The organism is Streptomyces sp. NPDC031111 (assembly GCF_055570675.1).
The window spans coordinates 549,561-568,383 of sequence record NZ_JBVIGS010000001.1; the positions used below are offsets into that span (position 1 = coordinate 549,561).

13 protein-coding genes are annotated in these 18,823 nt (G+C 71.0%); 11 read left to right on the forward strand and 2 right to left on the reverse strand.

The window, feature by feature from the left end; translation table 11 throughout:
- Positions 1–2: 2 nt before the first annotated feature.
- From rfbD to ACZ470_RS02480, 11 genes are all read left to right on the forward strand, one after another.
- Entirely contained in the window at positions 3–926 is a 924-nt protein-coding gene (rfbD, locus tag ACZ470_RS02430) for a dTDP-4-dehydrorhamnose reductase (RefSeq protein ID WP_468423660.1), read from the forward strand.
- The gene (locus ACZ470_RS02435; RefSeq protein ID WP_468423661.1) at positions 923–2,917 is read left to right on the forward strand and encodes a glycosyltransferase family 2 protein; all 1,995 of its coding nucleotides are present in this window, start codon (positions 923–925) and stop codon (positions 2,915–2,917) included. The genes rfbD and ACZ470_RS02435 overlap by 4 nt, the downstream gene beginning before the upstream one ends.
- A gap of 11 nt (positions 2,918–2,928) precedes the next feature.
- Positions 2,929–3,522, forward strand: coding sequence for a dTDP-4-dehydrorhamnose 3,5-epimerase (gene rfbC / locus ACZ470_RS02440; protein ID WP_468423663.1), 594 nt, complete (start codon positions 2,929–2,931; stop codon positions 3,520–3,522).
- A 200-nt stretch (positions 3,523–3,722) separates the two neighbouring features.
- Complete coding sequence (rplU, locus tag ACZ470_RS02445; RefSeq protein ID WP_004931419.1) at positions 3,723–4,043, forward strand: 50S ribosomal protein L21; 321 nt, start codon at positions 3,723–3,725, stop codon at positions 4,041–4,043.
- 14 nt (positions 4,044–4,057) lie between these two features.
- Positions 4,058–4,312 (forward strand): 50S ribosomal protein L27, encoded by a 255-nt coding sequence (rpmA, locus tag ACZ470_RS02450; protein WP_057615924.1) that lies wholly within the window; start codon positions 4,058–4,060, stop codon positions 4,310–4,312.
- Between the two features lie 105 nt (positions 4,313–4,417).
- Positions 4,418–5,872 carry a GTPase ObgE gene (obgE, locus tag ACZ470_RS02455; RefSeq protein ID WP_468423666.1) on the forward strand — a complete coding sequence of 485 codons (1,455 nt, stop codon included), beginning with the start codon at positions 4,418–4,420 and terminating at the stop codon, positions 5,870–5,872.
- Between the two features lie 97 nt (positions 5,873–5,969).
- Positions 5,970–7,493, forward strand: coding sequence for an FG-GAP-like repeat-containing protein (locus ACZ470_RS02460; RefSeq protein WP_468423668.1), 1,524 nt, complete (start codon positions 5,970–5,972; stop codon positions 7,491–7,493).
- A 197-nt stretch (positions 7,494–7,690) separates the two neighbouring features.
- Positions 7,691–9,241, forward strand: a complete 1,551-nt coding sequence (locus ACZ470_RS02465; RefSeq protein ID WP_468423669.1) for an alkaline phosphatase D family protein — start codon at positions 7,691–7,693, stop codon at positions 9,239–9,241.
- 528 nt (positions 9,242–9,769) lie between these two features.
- Positions 9,770–11,266, forward strand: a complete 1,497-nt coding sequence (locus ACZ470_RS02470; protein WP_468423671.1) for a D-ribitol-5-phosphate cytidylyltransferase — start codon at positions 9,770–9,772, stop codon at positions 11,264–11,266.
- Positions 11,267–11,446: 180 nt separating this feature from the next.
- A complete protein-coding gene (locus ACZ470_RS02475) occupies positions 11,447–13,522 on the forward strand; it encodes a hypothetical protein (protein WP_468424042.1) in 2,076 nt (691 codons plus the stop codon).
- 182 nt (positions 13,523–13,704) lie between these two features.
- On the forward strand, positions 13,705–14,895 hold the full coding sequence (locus ACZ470_RS02480) for a glycosyltransferase family 2 protein (protein ID WP_468424043.1): 1,191 nt from the start codon (positions 13,705–13,707) through the stop codon (positions 14,893–14,895).
- A gap of 107 nt (positions 14,896–15,002) precedes the next feature.
- Here the strand turns inward: ACZ470_RS02480 and ACZ470_RS02485 are convergent, their stop codons facing one another.
- Both ACZ470_RS02485 and ACZ470_RS02490 read right to left on the reverse strand, forming a co-directional pair.
- Complete coding sequence (locus ACZ470_RS02485; protein ID WP_468423673.1) at positions 15,003–17,123, reverse strand: hypothetical protein; 2,121 nt, start codon at positions 17,121–17,123, stop codon at positions 15,003–15,005.
- 119 nt (positions 17,124–17,242) lie between these two features.
- Entirely contained in the window at positions 17,243–18,658 is a 1,416-nt protein-coding gene (locus tag ACZ470_RS02490) for a polysaccharide pyruvyl transferase family protein (RefSeq protein WP_468423675.1), read from the reverse strand.
- Between the last annotated feature and the right edge of the window lie 165 nt (positions 18,659–18,823).

Below are 18,823 nucleotides of genomic sequence, written 5' to 3' on the forward strand. Positions count from 1 at the left end.
GGATGAACTCGACGATGGAACAGGTGAACGCCCCGGCAGGCTGGCTGGTCACCGGGGCGGGCGGCATGCTCGGCCAGGACGTACTGGCCCGGCTGGCGGCGGCGGGGGAGCGGGCCACGGCCCTGGACCGGGCGGCGCTGGACCTCGGCGACGCCGGTGCGGTGACGCGGGCGCTGGAGCGGCACCGGCCCGCCGTGGTCGTCAACTGCGCGGCCTGGACCGCCGTGGACGACGCCGAGACCCACGAGGCCGAGGCGCTCGCCGTCAACGGTGACGGCCCCGCCCACCTCGCGGCCGCCTGCGCCCGCACCGGCGCCGTCCTGCTGCACATCTCCACCGACTACGTCTTCGCCGGCGACGCCACCACGCCGTACGCCGAGGACGCCCCCACCGCCCCGCGCAGTGCCTACGGCCGCACCAAACTCGCCGGCGAGCAGGCCGTTCTGAACACCCTGCCGGACACCGGCTACGTCGTCCGCACCGCCTGGCTGTACGGCACCGGCGGCCCCAACTTCGTCCGGACCATGATCCGTCTGGAGGGGCAGCGCGAGCACCTGGACGTCGTGGACGACCAGCGCGGCCAGCCCACCTGGAGCGCCGACCTGGCCGGACTGCTGGTCGAGCTGGGGCGCGGGGCGCTGGCCGGCACCGCCCCGGCGGGCGTCTACCACGGGACCAACTCCGGCGAGACCACCTGGTACGGCCTCACCCGCGAGATCTTCCACCTGCTCGGCACCGACCCGGACCGGGTCCGCCCCACCACCAGCGAGGCGTTCGTCCGCCCCGCCCCCCGCCCGGCCTACAGCGTGCTCGGCCACGAGCGCTTCGCCGCGGCCGGCATCGAGCCGCTGCGCGACTGGCGCGCGGCCCTCACCGAGGCGTTCCCGGAGATCCACCGGGTCCACGAGAAGGAGAACCCGGCGTGACAGTCAAGGTCAGCGTCGTCATCGCGGTCTACAACCCGGGCAAGTACGTCGAGGACTGCGTCAACGGCCTGCTGCGCCAGAGCCTCACTCCCGACGAGTTCGAGGTCTTCTTCGTCGACGACGGCTCCACCGACGAGACCCCCGCCCGGCTGGACCGACTGGCGGCCGAGCACCCCCACTTCCACGTCATCCACCAGGAGTCCTCCGGCTGGTCCGGCAAGCCGCGCAACACGGGCATCGACGCAGCCCGGGGCGAGTACGTCATGTTCGTCGACCACGACGACTGGCTCGGCGACGAGGCCCTCGAGCGGATGTACGACTACGGCAAGGCGAACGACGCCGACGTGGTCGTGGGAAAGATGGCGGGCATCGGCCGCCCGGTCCCGCAGGAGCTGTTCCGGGTCAACCGGCCGCGCGCGACGGTGGAGAACGCTCCGCTGATCGACAGCCTCACCCCGCACAAGATGTTCCGGCGGGCGTTCCTCGAACAGCACGACATGCGGTTCAAGGAGGGCCGTCGCCGGCTGGAGGACCACGTCTTCGTCGTCGAGGCCTACCTGCGGGCGAAGAGCGTCGCCGTCCTCGGCGACTACCTGTGCTACTACCACATCACCCGCGACGACGGCTCCAACGCCGGCTTCCAGCGCTTCGACCCGGTCGGCTACTTCAACAACCTCCGTGAGGCCCTCGACGTGGTCGAGGAGCTCACCGAACCCGGCCCGCTGCGCGACAAGCTGTTCAGCCGCTGGCTGCGCAACGAGATGGTCGAGCGGCTGCGCGGCAGCCGGCTGCTCAGGCTCCCCGAGGACTACGCCGCGGAGCTGTACCGCGAGATCCGCGCTGTGATCACCGAGCGTTTCGGTCCGGGCGTGTTCGCGAAGGTCGCCCCCACCCAGCGGATCGTGGCCGGACTGATCGCCGCCGACCTCTACGAGGACGTCCGCGCCCTCGCCCACTGGGAGGCCGGGATCCGGCCCACCGGCACCCTGGACTCCCTGACCTGGGAGGACGGCGTCCTGAAGGTCGGTTTCACCTCCGAGTACCAGGTCGACGGCGAGCCGATGACCTTCCGCCGGGACGGCGGACGCGATCTGCTCGGCCTGCCGCTGTCCGACAAGGCACTCGAGGCCCTGGCCGGCCAGGGCATCCCCCTGGACGCCCCGGTCGACAGGAGCGACGTGGACCTGGTGGTCCGCCACCGCGAGACCGCCACGCAGTACTACCTCCCGGTGGAGTCCGAAGCGCACCGCCTGGACGCGGGCGACGGCTCCTTCCGGCAGCGGATCACCGCGCGCGCCGTCCTCGACCCGGAGACCGCGGCCGCGGGCAGGCCCCTGGACAAGGGCATCTGGGACCTGCACATGCGCATCAAGTCGTGCGGCTGGAGCAAGGAGACCCGGCTCGGCGCGGTGCGCGGCGAGGACGTGGACGCCGGACGGCTGGCCGCGCTCACCGGTGAGCCGAGACGGCTGGTCCTGCCGTACTGGACCGACGGGCCGGGCAACCTCTCCCTCGACGTCGACCAGCACACGAACAAGCTGGAGCGCGAGGCGGTGGCCCTGATGGACCCGGCCGGGGCCGTGGTCGACGGGGCCACCGTACGGCTTCCGCTGCCGCTGCACGGCACGGCCGCCGCCGGGGACCCGGTACGGCTCCGCTTCGAGCGCAAGAACGTGGGCAAGTACCCGGCCGACGCCGTGACGGACGGCCGTACCGTGACCGCCGCGCTGCCGCTGGACGAGCTCACCGGGAAGCGCTGGGCCGTCCGGATCGGGGTGCCCTCGGCCGGCCGCGGCGAGGCAAAATGGACCCGGCTTCCGGTCGACGTGGTGGTGGCCGAGGACGGCACCGCCCGGGTGATCGACCGGCACACCCCGCCGGCCGGGCCCGCCGGGCAGACGCCGAAGCGGCCCGTGGGGCCCCGCCCGCTGTGGCGCCGGGCCGCCGGGCGGATCAAGCGCGCACTGACGAACGAGCAGAAGAAGAGCTGAGGACCCCTTCGATGCGACCCCTTTCCCTCTCCGGTGCCTGGGTGCACGAGCCGAAGATCTTCCCCGACGGCCGGGGCAGCTTCCACGAGTGGTTCAAGGCCCCGGTCTTCACCGAGGCGGCGGGCCATCCGCTCACACTGGCCCAGGCGAACATGTCCGTCTCCAGCCGGGGGACCCTGCGCGGCATCCACTTCGCCGACGTGCCGCCCGGCCAGGCCAAGTACGTCAAGTGCGTGCGCGGCGAGGTCCTCGACGTCATCGTGGACATCCGGACCGGCTCGCCCACCTTCGGCCAGTGGGAGGCGGTCCGCCTGGACGACCGGGACCACCACGCCGTCTACCTCTCCGAGGGCCTCGGCCACGGCTTCATGGCGCTCACCGACGACGCCACCGTGGTCTACCTCTGCTCCGAGGGGTACGCCCCCGAGCGCGAGCACGGCATCCACCCGCTCGACCCGGCGCTCGGCATCGACTGGCCGGCCGGCCTCGCCCCGCTGCTCTCCGCCAAGGACGAGCAGGCCCCCACCCTGGCCGAGGCCCGCGACCAGGGCCTGCTCCCCTCCTACGAGGAGTGCGTGGCCTACCGGCAGAGCCTCGGCCACTGAACCGTCCGGGCCGGACCGGTCCCTCCGGGGGCCGGTTTGACCCGTTCGGCCACCGCCCCGTAACCTTGACCGTCGGCATGTCGGGTGACATGCCACATCCCCGTAAACCTCTTCCTCCGGGCACACGGTGTTCCGGAGAGGCTGTTCCGTGAGCGGCTGGACTGCGGGGGTGCCGTTCTTCGAGTGAGAGTGAGATCCGCGTGTACGCCATCGTGCGCAGCGGTGGTCGCCAGCACAAGGTTGCTGTCGGCGACATCGTTGAGGTTGACAAGATTTCCACTGCCAAGGTGGGCGACACGGTCGAGCTCTCGACCCTGCTCGTCGTCGACGGCGACGCTGTGACCAGCGACCCGTGGGTGCTGGCCGGCATCAAGGTCCAGGCCGAGGTCGTGGACCACCACAAGGGCCAGAAGATCGACATTCTGCGCTACAAGAACAAGACCGGCTACCGCCGTCGTCAGGGCCACCGCCAGCAGTACACGGCGATCAAGGTCACTGAGATCCCCGCGGCTGCGAAGTAAGGGACTGAGGAGAGATGGCACACAAGAAGGGCGCATCGTCCACCCGGAACGGTCGTGACTCCAACGCTCAGCGCCTCGGCGTGAAGCGCTTCGGCGGTCAGGTCGTCAACGCCGGTGAGATCCTGGTCCGCCAGCGTGGCACCCACTTCCACCCGGGCGCCGGCGTCGGCCGTGGCGGCGACGACACGCTGTTCGCTCTGGAGGCCGGTTCGGTGCAGTTCGGCACCAGCCGTGGCCGCAAGGTCGTGAACATCGTTCCGGTCGCCTGATCGGAAGCTTTCGCGAGGCGGACCTCACTTCCCGGACGGGAAGGCGGGTCCGCCTTTCGCGTGTTACTCAAGAGACATCCGCGTAGTAACTGGAGGCACCCCACCATGACCACCTTCGTGGACCGCGTCGAACTGCATGTCGCCGCGGGTAACGGAGGCCACGGCTGTGCCTCCGTCCACCGTGAGAAGTTCAAGCCGCTCGGCGGGCCCGACGGCGGGAACGGCGGACGCGGCGGCGATGTGATCCTCACCGTCGACCAGTCCGTCACCACCCTCCTCGACTACCACCACTCCCCGCACCGCAAGGCCACCAACGGCAAGCCCGGCGAGGGCGGCAACCGCAGCGGCAAGGACGGGCAGGACCTGGTCCTCCCCGTGCCGGACGGGACCGTCGTCCTCGACAAGGCGGGCAACGTCCTCGCCGACCTCGTGGGGCACGGGACCTCGTACGTCGCCGCCCAGGGCGGACGCGGCGGCCTCGGCAACGCGGCCCTCGCCTCCGCGCGCCGCAAGGCGCCCGGATTCGCGCTGCTCGGCGAGCCGGGAGACCTCCAGGACGTCGTCCTGGAGCTCAAGACCGTCGCCGACGTGGCGCTGGTCGGCTACCCGAGCGCCGGCAAGTCGTCGCTGATCTCCGTGCTCAGCGCCGCCAAGCCGAAGATCGCCGACTACCCCTTCACCACCCTGGTCCCGAACCTCGGCGTCGTCACCGCCGGGTCGACCGTGTACACCATCGCCGACGTCCCGGGCCTGATCCCGGGCGCCAGCCAGGGCAAGGGGCTCGGCCTCGAGTTCCTGCGGCACGTCGAGCGGTGCAGCGTGCTCGTGCACGTGCTGGACACCGCCACGCTGGAGTCCGACCGCGACCCCGTCTCCGACCTCGGCATCATCGAGGAGGAGCTGCGGCAGTACGGCGGCCTCGACAACCGCCCGCGCATCGTCGTCCTCAACAAGATCGACGTACCGGACGGCAAGGACCTCGCCGAGATGGTGCGCCCCGACCTGGAGGAGCGCGGTTACCGCGTCTTCGAGGTGTCGGCCGTCGCGCACATGGGGCTGAAGGAGCTGTCGTACGCGCTCGCCGACCTCGTCGCCCAGGCGCGGGCCGCCAAGCCCAAGGAGGAGGCGACGCGGATCGTCATCCGGCCCAAGGCCGTGGACGACGCCGGGTTCACCGTCACCCGCGAGGACGTCGACGGGGAGCTGCTGTTCCGCGTACGCGGCGAGAAGCCCGAACGCTGGGTGCGCCAGACCGACTTCAACAACGACGAGGCCGTCGGCTACCTCGCCGACCGGCTCAACCGCCTCGGTGTCGAGGAGCAGTTGATGAAGGCCGGCGCCCGCTCCGGCGACGGTGTCGCCATCGGCCCCGAGGAGAACGCCGTCGTCTTCGACTGGGAGCCGACCGTCACGGCCGGCGCGGAGATGCTCGGCCGGCGCGGCGAGGACCACCGTTTCGAGGCACCCCGCCCGGCCGCCCAGCGGCGACGCGACAAGCAGGCCGAACGGGACGAGTTCGAGCGGGAGTACGACGGCTTCGAGCCGTTCCAGTCGGAGTAACGCCGGGTGGGGTCCTGGTGAACACCCGGGCAACCAACGGGTGTTCCGGCGAGTCGTACGGAGCGGCAACCCGATCGTTCCCACGACAGGACCCCTCATGGCTGTGTCTCCGTCCCGCCCCAGGAACCCCAGGAACCTCACCCGCCCCGCACGGATCGCGCTCGCGACCGGTGTGGCTCTCGTGGTCGCCGGAACCCTCGCGGTGCCCGGCGCGTACGCCGCCCCCGGGCAGGGACCGGCCACCGGCACCACGCAGCCGCGCGACGACTTCAACGGCGACGGCTACGCCGACCTCGCCGTCGCCGCGCCCACCGCGACCGTGGGCGGCAAGAAGGGCGCCGGGTACGTCGCCGTGCTGTACGGGTCGGCGAACGGGCTGCGCACCGCGACCAAGCAGGTGTTCCACCAGAACACCGCCGGCGTTCCCGGCAGCGTCGAGACCGGCGACGAGTTCGGCAGCGCCCTGACCACCGCCGACCTCGACCGGGACGGCTACGCGGATCTCGTCGTCGGCGTCGGCCACGAGGACACCGAGGACGGCGGGGTCGACTCCGGGCTGGTCGAGGTGGTGTGGGGCGGCCCCCGGGGGCTGTCCGGCGGCGCCAAGCTCGCGGCGGGACGGAACGCCCACGAAGCGCTGGGCGCCGCCGGTCATCTGACCGTCGGGGACGTCAACGGCGACGGCAGCCAGGACGTGGTGACCGTCGAGAACTACCACGACCTGCGGATCCTCGAGGGGCCCTTCGGCCGGGACGGCGTCGCCTCGGGCGGCGAGCAGGTGGTGAAGGACGTGTACGACAGCCGCGTCCTCGACCTCGCCGCCGGTGACATCAACGGCGACGGCCTCACCGACGTCGTCGCCACCGAGAACGACGGCGACGAGTTCGACGCCCGCCGGGTCGTGTACTGGCTGGGCAACCGCACCGCGCTGAACCCCTTCACCCTGGTCTACGACATCGACGGCGCGGGGCTCCAGGGCGGCGAGAACCTCGACGTCGGCGACGTGAACGCCGACGGGTACGACGACATCGTGGTCGGCCGGGCCGTGGACGGCTACGACAGCGACCTCGACAACCCGTACGTCAAGGGCGGTCGGGTCGCCTGGATCCCCGGCACCCCCAAGGGCCCCGACGGGGTCAAGGCCGTCTTCCTCAACCAGGACCGCCCCGGCGTGCCCGGCACCGCCGAGGACGACGACGCCTTCGGCACCGACGTCCACATCGGCGACGTCGACGGCGACGGCTACCAGGACGTCGTCACCGGAGTGCCCGGCGAGGACCTCGGCAGCGTCTCCGCCGCCGGTGCCGTCGTCGTGCTGCGCGGCACCGCGAACGGTCTCACCGGCACCGGTTCCGTGACGGTCACCCAGAACACCGCGAACGTGCCGGGCACCGCCGAGCGGAACGACAGGTTCGGCGGGGCCACCTACCTCGGCGACACCAACGGCGACGGTCTCGCCGACCTCGCCGTCGGCGCGCCGGGGGAGAACTCCGGCGCCGGGTCGGTGTGGTACTTCCGCTCCACCCCGACGAGCGTCGCGGGCGGCGCCGGGACCTTCGGCGCGGGCACCCTCGGCACGGTGGCGACCGGGGCGAGGCTGGGCACCGCCTTCGCCGACTGACGGCACGGGCGGCAACTCCCGTCGCCCGCCACTCACCTGACGGACCCTTCGCGGCAACGGGACGTTCCCGTGCCGCGACGGGTTTCCCGTTGTCCCCCTGGTTGTCATGCACGCGAACCACGGTGTTCAGCGGACGGACCGCCCGGAGGGCGAGCTTCCCAGTGTCCAAGAGGCACCTGAGGCAGGGGAGTTCGCCGATGTCCGGAGCAGTTCAGCCCGACCGCCGCCGTGTCCTGACCGCCGGTGCCGCCGTGCTCGGTGCCGCGGCCTCCGCCCAGCTGTGGGTGCCGGCCTCCGCGCACGCGGCCGAGAGCCCGTTGCCCGACGGCGTGTTCAGCCTGGGCGTCGCCTCCGGCGACCCGCTCCCGGACGGCGTCGTCCTGTGGACCCGGCTCGCCCCGGACCCGCTGAACGGCGGCGGGATGCCCGACCGCACCGTGCCCGTGCAGTGGCAGATCGCCCAGGACGCCCGCTTCAGGAAGGTCGTACGCCAGGGCACCGTCCAGGCCCGGCCCGCGTACGGGCACAGCGTCCACGTCGACGTACGCGGGCTGCGCCCGGACACCACGTACTGGTTCCGCTTCCGGACCGGCGGGCAGCTCTCCCGCGTCGGCCGCACCCGCACCGCGCCCGCCCCGCACAGCTCCGGCGGGAACCTGCGGGTCGCGCTCGCCTCCTGCCAGAACTGGCAGCACGGCTACTTCACCCCGTACGCCGACATGCTGGAGCAGGACCCGGACGTCGTGGTGTTCGTGGGCGACTACATCTACGAGTCCACGCCCTCGGCGACCGGCGTACGACGCCACGAGGGCACCGGTGAGCCGTACAGCCTCACCCAGTACCGCAACCGGTACGCCCAGTACCGCTCCGACCCCGATCTCGCGGAGATGCACGCGAACGCCCCCTTCGTGGTCACCTTCGACGACCACGAGGTCGACAACGACTTCGCCGGTGACATCCCGCAGGACCCCGACAAGCAGGCGCACGACGCGTTCGTCGCCCGGCTCACGGCGGCCTACCAGGCGTACTACGAGCACATGCCGGTGCGCGCCACCGCCGTCCCCAACGGCCCGCACATCCGCATGTACCGCCGGCTGGAGTTCGGCCGGCTCGCCCGGCTCAACGTGCTGGACACCCGGCAGTACCGCAGTGACCAGGCCACCAGCCAGGAAGGCGCCCAGGACCCCGCGCTGACCATGCTCGGGTCCGCGCAGCGGCGCTGGCTGGTCGACGGGCTGCGGCACTCGCCGGCCCGCTGGAACCTGATCGCCTCCCAGATCATGATGGCCGAGACCGACCTCCAGGTCGGCGAGGGCAAGCTCTGGTTCTACGACGCCTGGGACGGCTACCAGGCCGAACGCAACGCGCTGCTCCAGGAGTTCCGCCGGGTCAGCAACCCGGTCGTCCTCACCGGCGACCGCCATCTGACGATGATCAGCGACCTCAAGGCGGACTTCGCCGATCCGAAGTCGGCGGTGGTGGGCGCCGAGTTCGTGGGCACGTCGATCTCCAGCAACGGTGACCAGGACCAGGCCGCCTTCCGTGCGCAGTGGGATCCGCGACGGGGCGACAATCCGCACTGGAAGCTGCTCGACGCGCATCGGGGGTACCACCTGTTCGACATTCGTCGGGACGGTATTGACGCGCGGGTGCGGGTGGTGGACACGGTGGTGAAGCCGCAGGCCACGCCTAGCACGCTGGCCAGTCTGCGGGTCGAGGCCGGGCGGCCGGGGGTGCACTTGGTCTGAGTGGGCCGGGGGTGGGTCGCGCGGCCCGGCGCTCGCGGGGTGCCGTCGCGCCCACCCGTGCCGCCCTGCGGCACGACTGCCCGCGGCTGACGCGGCAGTCGGCTGCTCGCGGAGAGCGGTGAGGTGGTGAATCGTTACCTCGGTCTTGTTGAGACCGGAATGCTGCGGAATCTTGACAGGGAATTTCGTGGCAATGGGCTTCTGGGTGAGCCGTATTTGAAGAACGTGTGCAGTCCCACGTTCCAGGACGTGAAGATCCGCCGGCCCGGGGGGCCGGCGGATGAGCCATGCGGGCGCTGCGCTGAAGGTGTCGCCGTGTCACGTCCGTCACGCACCGCAATCGCATAACTCCTGTGGAGTTACTCACAGCAATTCACCGGATGTTCCGGGAACCCTCACGGGGCACCAGGAGTCCTAGGTGAATGACAGGTTGCGCGCACATATGCGGCGGAGGACGCTCACCTTGCACTGCGGTAACCACAAGTGGGACCATTTCGAAGTTCCCTGTCGCCCCAAGGTAGGTCACCTGTGTCCCAGCACATAGCCAAGCCCCGTACCACCGCAGTGATCCTGGCCGGTGGTACCGGCCAGCGGGTGGGTCTGTCGATCCCCAAGCAGCTGCTGAAGATCGCCGGCAAGGCAGTCATCGAGCACACCCTGGCCACCTTCGAGAAGGCCGACTCGATCGATGACATCATCGTGCTGATGGCGCCGGGATACGTGCCCGACATCGAGAAGATCGTCGCCAAGGCCGGGTTCTCGAAGGTCGCCAAGGTCATCGAGGGTGGCACCACCCGGAACGAGACCACGGAGCGGGCCATCGCCGCGCTCGGCGAGGGCCTGGCCGAGGGCGAGGACCGCAACGTCCTCTTCCACGACGCCGTGCGCCCCCTGCTGTCGCAGCGCGTCATCGACGACTGCGTGGCCGCGCTGGAGCGTTACCAGGCCGTCGACGTGGCCATCCCGTCCGCGGACACCATCATCGTCACGCGCACGCACGGCGAGGACGGCGAGTTCATCACCGAGATCCCGGACCGCTCCCGGCTGCGCCGCGGCCAGACCCCGCAGGCCTTCAAGCTGTCGACCATCCGCCGCGCCTACGAGGTCGCCGCCGGCGACCCCAACTTCCAGGCCACGGACGACTGCTCGGTCGTGCTCAAGTACCTGCCGGACGTGCCGATCCACGTCGTCGCGGGTGACGAGTACAACATGAAGGTCACCCAGCCCGTCGACGTCTTCATCGCCGACAAGCTCTTCCAGCTCGCCTCCACCGCCGCGCCCGAGCAGGTGAGCGAGGAGGCGTACCGCCAGCTGCTCACCGGCAAGACCATGGTCGTCTTCGGCGGTTCGTACGGCATCGGCCAGGACATCGCCCAGCTCGCCGAGTCCTACGGGGCCACCGTCTACGCGCTGGGCCGCTCCACCACCGGCACCCACGTGGAGAACCCGGAGGAGGTCGACGACGCGCTGTCCAAGGCGTACGCCGAGACCGGTCGCATCGACTACGTCGTGAACACCGCGGGCGTGCTGCGCATCGGCAAGCTCGCCGAGACCGACAACGCCACCATCGAGGAGGCGCTGAAGGTCAACTACCTGGCCCCCGTGCAGATCGCCCGCTCGGCCTACAAGTACCTCGCCGAGACCAACGGGCAGCTGCTGCTCTACACGTCCAGCAGCTACACCCGCGGGCGCGCCGAGTACAGCCTGTACTCCTCGACCAAGGCCGCCATGGTGAACCTCACCCAGGCACTGTCCGACGAGTGGGCCGGCGACGGCGTCCGGGTGAACTGCATCAACCCGGAGCGCACCGCCACGCCGATGCGCACCAAGGCTTTCGGACAGGAGCCGGCGGGCAGCCTGCTGTCCTCCGAGGCGGTGGCCCGGACCTCGCTGGACGTGCTGTTGTCCGAGCTCACCGGCCATGTCATCGACGTACGGCAGCAGGACCCGACGGCGGGTGCGGCGCGGGCCTCCGGGTTCGAGCAGGCGCTGGCCTCGGTGCTGGACCGTCAGGACGGCGTGTAATAATCAAGGTCAAATAGACTCCGGTAATTCAGGCCTCTGCGATCTCCCGTTAACGCAGTTCAGGAACGGGGTTTCGCGGGGGCCTGAATCCGTACCTCCCGAATTACCAGGCACAAAACCGGCACTCCCCCCTCCAAGAGCAGGTTCTCCGTGATATCCACAGCCATTCGCGTCGCCCGGGTGGGCAGCGCGGCCGAGCTGGCCGCGGCGGTCCTCATGATGCTGGGCTTCCCCTGCCTCATGCTGGCCGCGCTCGTCCCGAGCATCCCCGCGTTCGCGGCCGCCGCCGCCGTGACGTACCTGGCGGACCACTATCTGCACCGCAAGGGCAGCTACCTGGTCAACCGCCTCAGCAAGGTGCGGGCCGGCCTGTCGATCCGCTTCCTGATCCGACAGCTCCTGCTGATCCTGCTGCTGGCCCGCCTGTCCCTCGCGGACAACCTGATCTACTACGGGGCGATCGCCTGCTTCATCGCCTTCTACGGTCTTCAGGCCCCGCACGGCGCGCTCACCACGCTGATCCGCAACCGCCGCCGGATGCCGGTCGCCACCCGCAACGTCGACCTCGCCTCCCGCATCCGCATCCCGGACGCCCCGCCGCGGGGGCTGCTGAACCGCGCCGCGGAGAAGATGCTCCACCTCGACCTCGCGGCGGTCGTCGGCATACTCGTCGGCGCCTCCCTGGATTCGGCCGCGATCGGCTACACCGGCATCGGCATCACACTGGTCCTGGGCATCCTGAACGTCCTCGCCCTGATGCCGTACGTACGCGGCCGGAAGACCCCGCCGAGCGACGACAAGGTGCTGGCCGCCGTCGACGGCTGGCTGCGCGAGTACCGCCCGGAGACCGTGCTGTACTTCTCCGGCTCCAAGGACTCGGCCTACCAGGTCAACATGTGGCTGGAGACCATGGAGCAGCTGGACACCCGTCCGCTGGTCATCCTGCGTGAGCGGGTCATACTCCAGAACCTGGCGCCCACCACGGTCCCCGTCATCTGCGTGCCCGGAGGGGTGCACCTGATGAACCTGGACCTGTCCACCGTGCGGGTCGCGCTGTACGCGGCGAACGTCGGCAAGAACATCCACCTGCTGCGCGTGCCCACCATGAAGCACGTCTTCATCGGCCACGGCGACAGCGACAAGCTCGCCAGCGTCAACCCGTACAGCAAGGTCTACGACGAGGTGTGGACGGCCGGCCGCGCGGGCCGCGACCGCTACGCCATCGCCGACGTCGGTGTCCGCGACGACGACATCGTGGAGGTCGGCCGCCCGCAGCTGGCCCCGATCCAGACCTGGCAGGGCGTGCCCGGCGACCGCATGCCGACCGTCCTGTACGCCCCCACGTGGGAGGGCTGGGACGACAACCCCGGCAACACCTCGATCCTGCTGGCCGGCGAGAACATCGTGAAGAAGCTGGTCAAGGCCGACCCGGCGGTGCGCGTCCTGTACAAGCCGCACCCGTTCACCGGCACCCGCAGCGCGCGGGCGAAGGCCGCCCACCAGCGGATCACCGCGCTGATCGCGAAGGCCGCCGCCGAGCGCGCCGCCGACCCGCGGTTCACCGGTGACACCGCCGCCCAGGCGGAGGCCAAGGCCGAGCTGGCCCGCATCGAGGCCCGGCTGGCCGAGCTGACCGGCGGCACCGACAAGGGCGACGAGGCCGAGGCCAGCCGCGACGGGCTGATCGACGTGGCCCGGCACGAGGAGACCGCCCGGCTGCGCGCCGAGTGGAACGCCGCGTACTGGCGCTCCTTCCCCGACTGGGAGCACCGGGTCATCACGGGCGCCGAGCCGCGTCTGTACGACTGCTTCAACGTCTCCGACGCGATGGTCTCGGACATCTCCAGCGTGGTCTCCGACTTCATCGCCAGCGGCAAGCCGTACGCCGTCACGGACTCCGCCGAACTCGGCGTGGAGGAGTTCAAGCGGCAGAACACGGCGGTGCGGGCCGCGGTGATCCTCTCCAACAGCGCGGCCGAGCTGGGCGGGCTGCTCGACGCGGTCCGCGACCCGGCCGGCGACCCGCTGGCCGAGGACCGCAAGGAGCTCAAGCGCTATCTGCTCGGCCCGGACGAGCCGAAGTCGATCGACCAGTTCAACACCGCCGTCGCGCAGCTGGCGCGGAAGGCCGAGACACGCAATCTCGGCCAGGAGTCCCGGATCGTGACCGGCGGCCCCGACGTCGAGCTGGCGGACGCGGTGCCCGTCCCGCGGGCGTCGGCGACGGGTGAGGCGGACGGCGTGGACGCGGTCTGACTCGCCTCCACGGTCTCAACAGGGCTCGGTCCCCGAGGAGTTGATCCTCGGGGACCGAGCCCTTTCGCGTTGTGACGTCAGCCACGAAAACAGGTGCGCGGAGCAACCCACTCCCTCGAACACCCGTCTAACAAGTAGCGAATGAGGCGATACGGGGGAAATATCCCGTGACGAGGGGGAAAGTGACCATGGCGCAGCCTGATGTCACCGTGGTCATCGGGGCGTACGAGGCGATGCCGTATCTGGTCGAGTGCCTCGCCTCCGTGGAGGCACAGACCATCGACCCGGAGCGCGTCGAGGTCATCGCGGTCGACGACGGCTCGACCGATGGCACGGGGGAGTGCCTGGAGGAGTTCGCGGCCCGCGCGCCCATGCCGGTCACCGTCCTCCGGCAGGAGAACTCGGGCGGTCCCAGCGGCCCGCGCAACGTGGGCCTGGGCAAGGCCACCGGCCGCTACGTCTTCTTCCTGGACGCCGACGACCGGCTGGGCCCCGAGGCCCTCGAGCGGATGGTCGCCATGGCGGACCGGGCCGGTACCGACGTCGTGCTGGGCCGGGTCGAGGGCGTCAACCGCGGTGCGCCGAAGTCCATGTGGGGCAGGACGCTGGAACGCACCGACATCTACTCCTCCAACATCAAGTTCACGCTCAGCGCGCAGAAGCTGTTCCGCCGCGCGTTACTGGACCGGCACGGCATGCGCTTCGACGAGTCGCTGTTCACCGGCGAGGACGCGCTGTTCACCATGGAGGCGTATCTGCGGGCGGACGGCGTCTCCGTGATCGCCGACTACACCTGCTACTACCTGGTGGGCCGCGACGACGGCAAGCACGTCACCAAGAGCGGCGGCTACACCCTGCGGTTCGACTCCGCCCGCGCCCTGATGAACCTGATCGCCGACCTCGTCCCCGAGGGCCCTCGGCGGGACCTGCTGATGGTGCGGCCGTTCACGGTCACCCTGCTGCCCCAGTTCGGCCCCCGGTTCCTCAAGGACTCCGACGAGGTCCGGCGGCGCAAACTGGAGCTGGCGCAGCCGCTGATGGACGTCCACTGGAACGAGGGTGTCGCGCGGCGGCTCAAGGTCGAGGAGCGGCTGCGGCTGCACCTGGTGGCGGGGCGGCGGCTGGAACTCCTCCTGGACGTCCTGCGGTTCGTCCGCTCCAAGGAACAGCCGCCGGCCCGGCTGGAGCGACGGGGCCGGCGCGTCTACCTGGCGTATCCGCACTTCCGTGACCGCGCGGCGGGTATCCCCGACGCGGTGTACCTGGCGTCGCCGCGTGAGGCCCGTGCGGTGCCCGGCTACCGGGAGGACGGCCCGGCGACCGTCCTTTATCGCGTGCTCCGAAAGGCCCGCCGCCTCCTCGCCCCGGCATGAGCTTTCTTCGCCCCGCCGCCCCTTCCCATTCCCGTCCCTGGGGGCTGCGCCCCCAGACCCCCCTTTCGGCCCTTCGGGCCTCGTCCTCAAACGCCGGACGGGCTGAACTACTCAGCCCCTCCGGCGTTTGAGGAGCGGGGGGCCGGGGGCAGCGCCCCCGGGTCGGGTCGGGAAGGGGCGGCGGGGGCGAGAACACTCCTGCCGGCCGGTGCGGACTGGCGGCGCTGGACCGGCAGTTCCGCGGCGGGCCGCTGTGCCGTGCGGACCCTGTGGTCCTGGGCCGCCGCACACAGCGCCCGGACGGCCGCGGCGAAGCGCTGTTGGGACGTCGGAATCGCCGGCCCCAGCAGCCGCCGCTTCAACTCCGCGCGAGCACCTGCCAGTCCGTCCTTCGACGGATCGCGGACAGACTCCAGCAGCGCCCGCACCCCGCCCGCGTCCGGCATCAGCACCGTCGCCGCCGCCACCGTCGGGAACGCCGCCCGGAACTCCTCCTCGGACAGCCCACTGGTGTTCGCCACCGCGTACGGCTTCTCACTCGCCAGGAAGTCGCTGATCACGCTCGACACATCGCTGATCAGCAGGTCCGCCGCGTTGAAGCAGGCGTACAGCTCGGGCCGGGCGTCCGTGATGATCCGGTGCTCCCCCTCGGGCAGCGACGCCCAGTACGCCTCCTCCCAGGCCGCCGTCGCCCGTGCCACCGCCCGGGCCCGCCCCGGCTCCGGGGCCGACTGCGCCAGCATCCGCTCCACCTGATCGGCACCCGCCCGGAACGCGGCCCTGGTCAGCCGGTCCAGCTCCGCGGTGCGCCGGGCCAGTTCCGCCGACGGCGCGGGACGCGACAGGGAGCGCTCCCGGTTCGCCGCCCGGATCAGCTCCCGCACCCGCCGGTCGGCGGCGCCCGCCCGCGGATCCACCGAGCCGGTCAGCGGGTGCGGTTTGTACAGCAGCCGCACCCCCGGGTCGGCGAGCAGCGCCCGCACGAGGTTCTCACCGGCCGCGACCACCGACGTATTTCCCGGGTTGCCGTCCCAGCCCTCCCAGGTCGGCGCGTACAGCACGGTCGTGTACGCCCCGGTGGGCGGCCCCGCGTACGGGCGTACGGCGTCCAGCTGGGGGCGGCCGATCTCCACCACGTCCTTGTCCTCGACCCCCACCTCGGCCAGCGCGTACCGCTCACGCGCCGCCGGACCGGCCACCCACACCTCGTCGTACGCCTTCGCGTACGGGTTGCACGAGGACAGCTTGTCGCTCTCGCCGTGGTTGACGAAGGTGTGCTTGATCGTGGGGATCCGCAGCACCTGGGAGGTCTTGCCGGAGTTCGACGGGTGGATGAGCACCTGGAGCGTGGACTGCTCCAGCCGCATCAGCGTGGACACCTTCGGCAGGCACACGATCGGGATGTCGGTCGCCGCGATCCTCGGCACCATGAACCGCTCCCGCAGCACGATCACCGGTCGGCCGCCGAGCCCGGCGAGCGGCTCCAGCCACATGTTGGCCTGATACGCGGAGGACGGGCCGCCGGAGAAGTACAGGCCGACGGTCGGCCGGTACTCGGCCAGCCACGCGTCGAACCAGTCGAGCACCTCCTGCTCGCCCGCCGGACGCCGGCCCGGCAGCAGCCGCAGCAGCAGCGCGCACAGGCCCGCGGCCGTGAGCAGCAGCGCCAGCGCGACCCCCGCCGCCCCGTACCCGGGATCCTCGGTGACCGCCGTCGCCGTCAGCCCGGCCGTGGCGGGCAGGCCGAACGCCGGCAGCCGGTACCCGGGGCGGCGCAGCAGCACCGCCGGGGCGGGGGACAGGCGCAGTGCCGAGGCGTCGATGTTGCGGGTCAGCACCGGCAGCGTGCGGCTGCGGCGGACCAGCACGGACACCGCCTGGACCGTGCAGTGCAGCGCGTAGAAGGCGAGCAGCCCGGCGACGAGCGGGGCGTACTGCGTCTCCCGGTGCTGCTCGCCGAGCCGCAGCAGACCCACCACCAGCAGCAGGTCGCGCAGCACATGGCGGACGGTGATGTCCGCGTGCGACTTCGCGAACAGCGAGAGCATCCCCGGCTGCCACCGGTACAGCACGCCCTCGACGGCCAGGGACACGGCCGTGGAGACCAGCAGCAGCGGAACATGGGGGCGCAGCGCGGCGACGGCCTGCGCCACGAAGGCGGCCGACAGGACGGCGAGGACGAGCAACTGGGCGGCGGTCCGCCGCCGTGGGGACGAGGGTTCGGGCACTGCGGTCACTCCAGGGTCGACGCAGGACGGGTGCCCGGGTTAACGCGCGGCGACCGCCGGACGACACGCGGGTGTCCTCGTCGTATGGAGTGACCGCGGGCCCTACGGCCCGCGACGCCTCAGCCGCGGCCTCCCTGAAGTGCCCGGCGCAGGGGGGCGCCCACGACGCGGCGGGCCCGGCGGTACACCGACGTGGTCACCGGGGCGGCCACGGAGGAGCGCGCACCGGTCCTGGCGCGGGCCAGGTCCCGCTTCAACCGGGTGTTCTCCGCGGTCAGTTCGCCCACCCGGTTGTTGAGCCAGCCCATGCGCGAGGCGAGGTCGGCGACGTCGTTGCCGAGCCAGGGCCGGACGCCCTCCGGGAAGTCCAGGGAGCGCTGCCGCTTCTCGAAGGCCGCGCCGCCGTCGCCGTGCGAGAAGGTGTTCTCGAGCCCGTTGCGGTCGAGGAACGCCGTGAACCGCTCGAACCGCTCGTGGTGGTTGCCCGTCAGCGCGCTGAGGTCGGCCTCCTCGTACAGGCGTGCCGGGTCGACGTCCTCCGGCAGCTTGTCGATCCGGCGGTGCGGGATCTCGAAGTAGCGGCACAGCTCCAGGGTCCGCGAGTCGGCGCACAGCACGGTCGCGGGCGTACCCGCCAGCAGGGCCGCGATGTTGCCGTGGATGCGGGAGCCGAAGGAGAAGTCGAAGTCGCGCAGGTCGTCGATCCAGGTGACCGGGTCGACGTAGACGCGGACCTTGTCCTCCCGGTACATCGGGTGGTCGGGATGGGTCGGCATCCCGGTGACCTTGCCGTTCGGGTCGGACAGGTCGCGCCAGTGCAACTGCTTGGCGTCGCTGAGGTTCTGGCCTATGAACCGCACGTTCGGGTAGCGGGCGTGGGTGCGCGAGATGATCCGGTCCATGCCCAGCCGGCGTACGGCGCTGTGCGAGCCGTTGATCGCTATGCGCGAGTCCGCGGTCAGCTCCTGCGTGCGCTTCTGTACGGCGAGTTCCTTGCCGTACATGAACAGCGACGGGCAGCCGATCACCTCGACGTCGCGGAAGCCCATGTCCTTGAGGTACTTCTCGGTGAACTCGCCCCGCACCCCGATCGAGGCGCTGTGGTCGAGCACCGCGGAGACGAAGGCGCGCACGGACGGCTCGATCGGCTTCAGCCGGTCCGGGTTGTAGTTCAGCCCGGTCTGCGCTCCGACACCGAGCACGACCACGGGGATCTTCAGCCGGCCGATCAGCCGGGTGAGCCGCTTCAGGGCCGCCTCGAACGACGGGCGGAAGGCGTTGGCGAGCGGCACGACGAAGGCGTCGTACTCCTCGTTGATGCGCGCCGCCTCGGCCACCTCGGTGCGCATCCCGTTCGGGACGACCTCGGTGTGCGGCGTCTCCAGGATCTTGTGCGCCGCGTCGCTGAAGATCAGGTTCCCGGAGTTGGTGGCGATGACGTCGCGGTGAAGGGCCTCCTCCAGGGACAGGACCTCGTAGGGACTTTTGCCGGATCTGAGGAGGATGCGCTTCGTGCGGCGAACGTTGTGTGACACAGAGTTCAAAATACGTTTGCGGAACCTTTGATTTCTATAGGCGCCCCACGCAACCTTTTTGGTGTGCGCGGGCCGTGTCCGCGCGGTTACTCGCAGCGGACCGTCCGGAGGCTGGACCGCCGAGCGCCACGCGATCCGCTTCGCGTAGATTGCCTGACGGGGCGA

Coding starts and splice junctions, on each gene's coding strand:
- rfbD (WP_468423660.1), top strand. CDS start 3: ATGAACTCGACGATGGAACAGGTGAACGCCCCGGCAGGCTGGCTGGTC.
- rfbC (WP_468423663.1), top strand. CDS start 2,929: ATGCGACCCCTTTCCCTCTCCGGTGCCTGGGTGCACGAGCCGAAGATC.
- rpmA (WP_057615924.1), top strand. CDS start 4,058: ATGGCACACAAGAAGGGCGCATCGTCCACCCGGAACGGTCGTGACTCC.
- obgE (WP_468423666.1), top strand. CDS start 4,418: ATGACCACCTTCGTGGACCGCGTCGAACTGCATGTCGCCGCGGGTAAC.
- ACZ470_RS02460 (WP_468423668.1), top strand. CDS start 5,970: ATGGCTGTGTCTCCGTCCCGCCCCAGGAACCCCAGGAACCTCACCCGC.
- ACZ470_RS02465 (WP_468423669.1), top strand. CDS start 7,691: ATGTCCGGAGCAGTTCAGCCCGACCGCCGCCGTGTCCTGACCGCCGGT.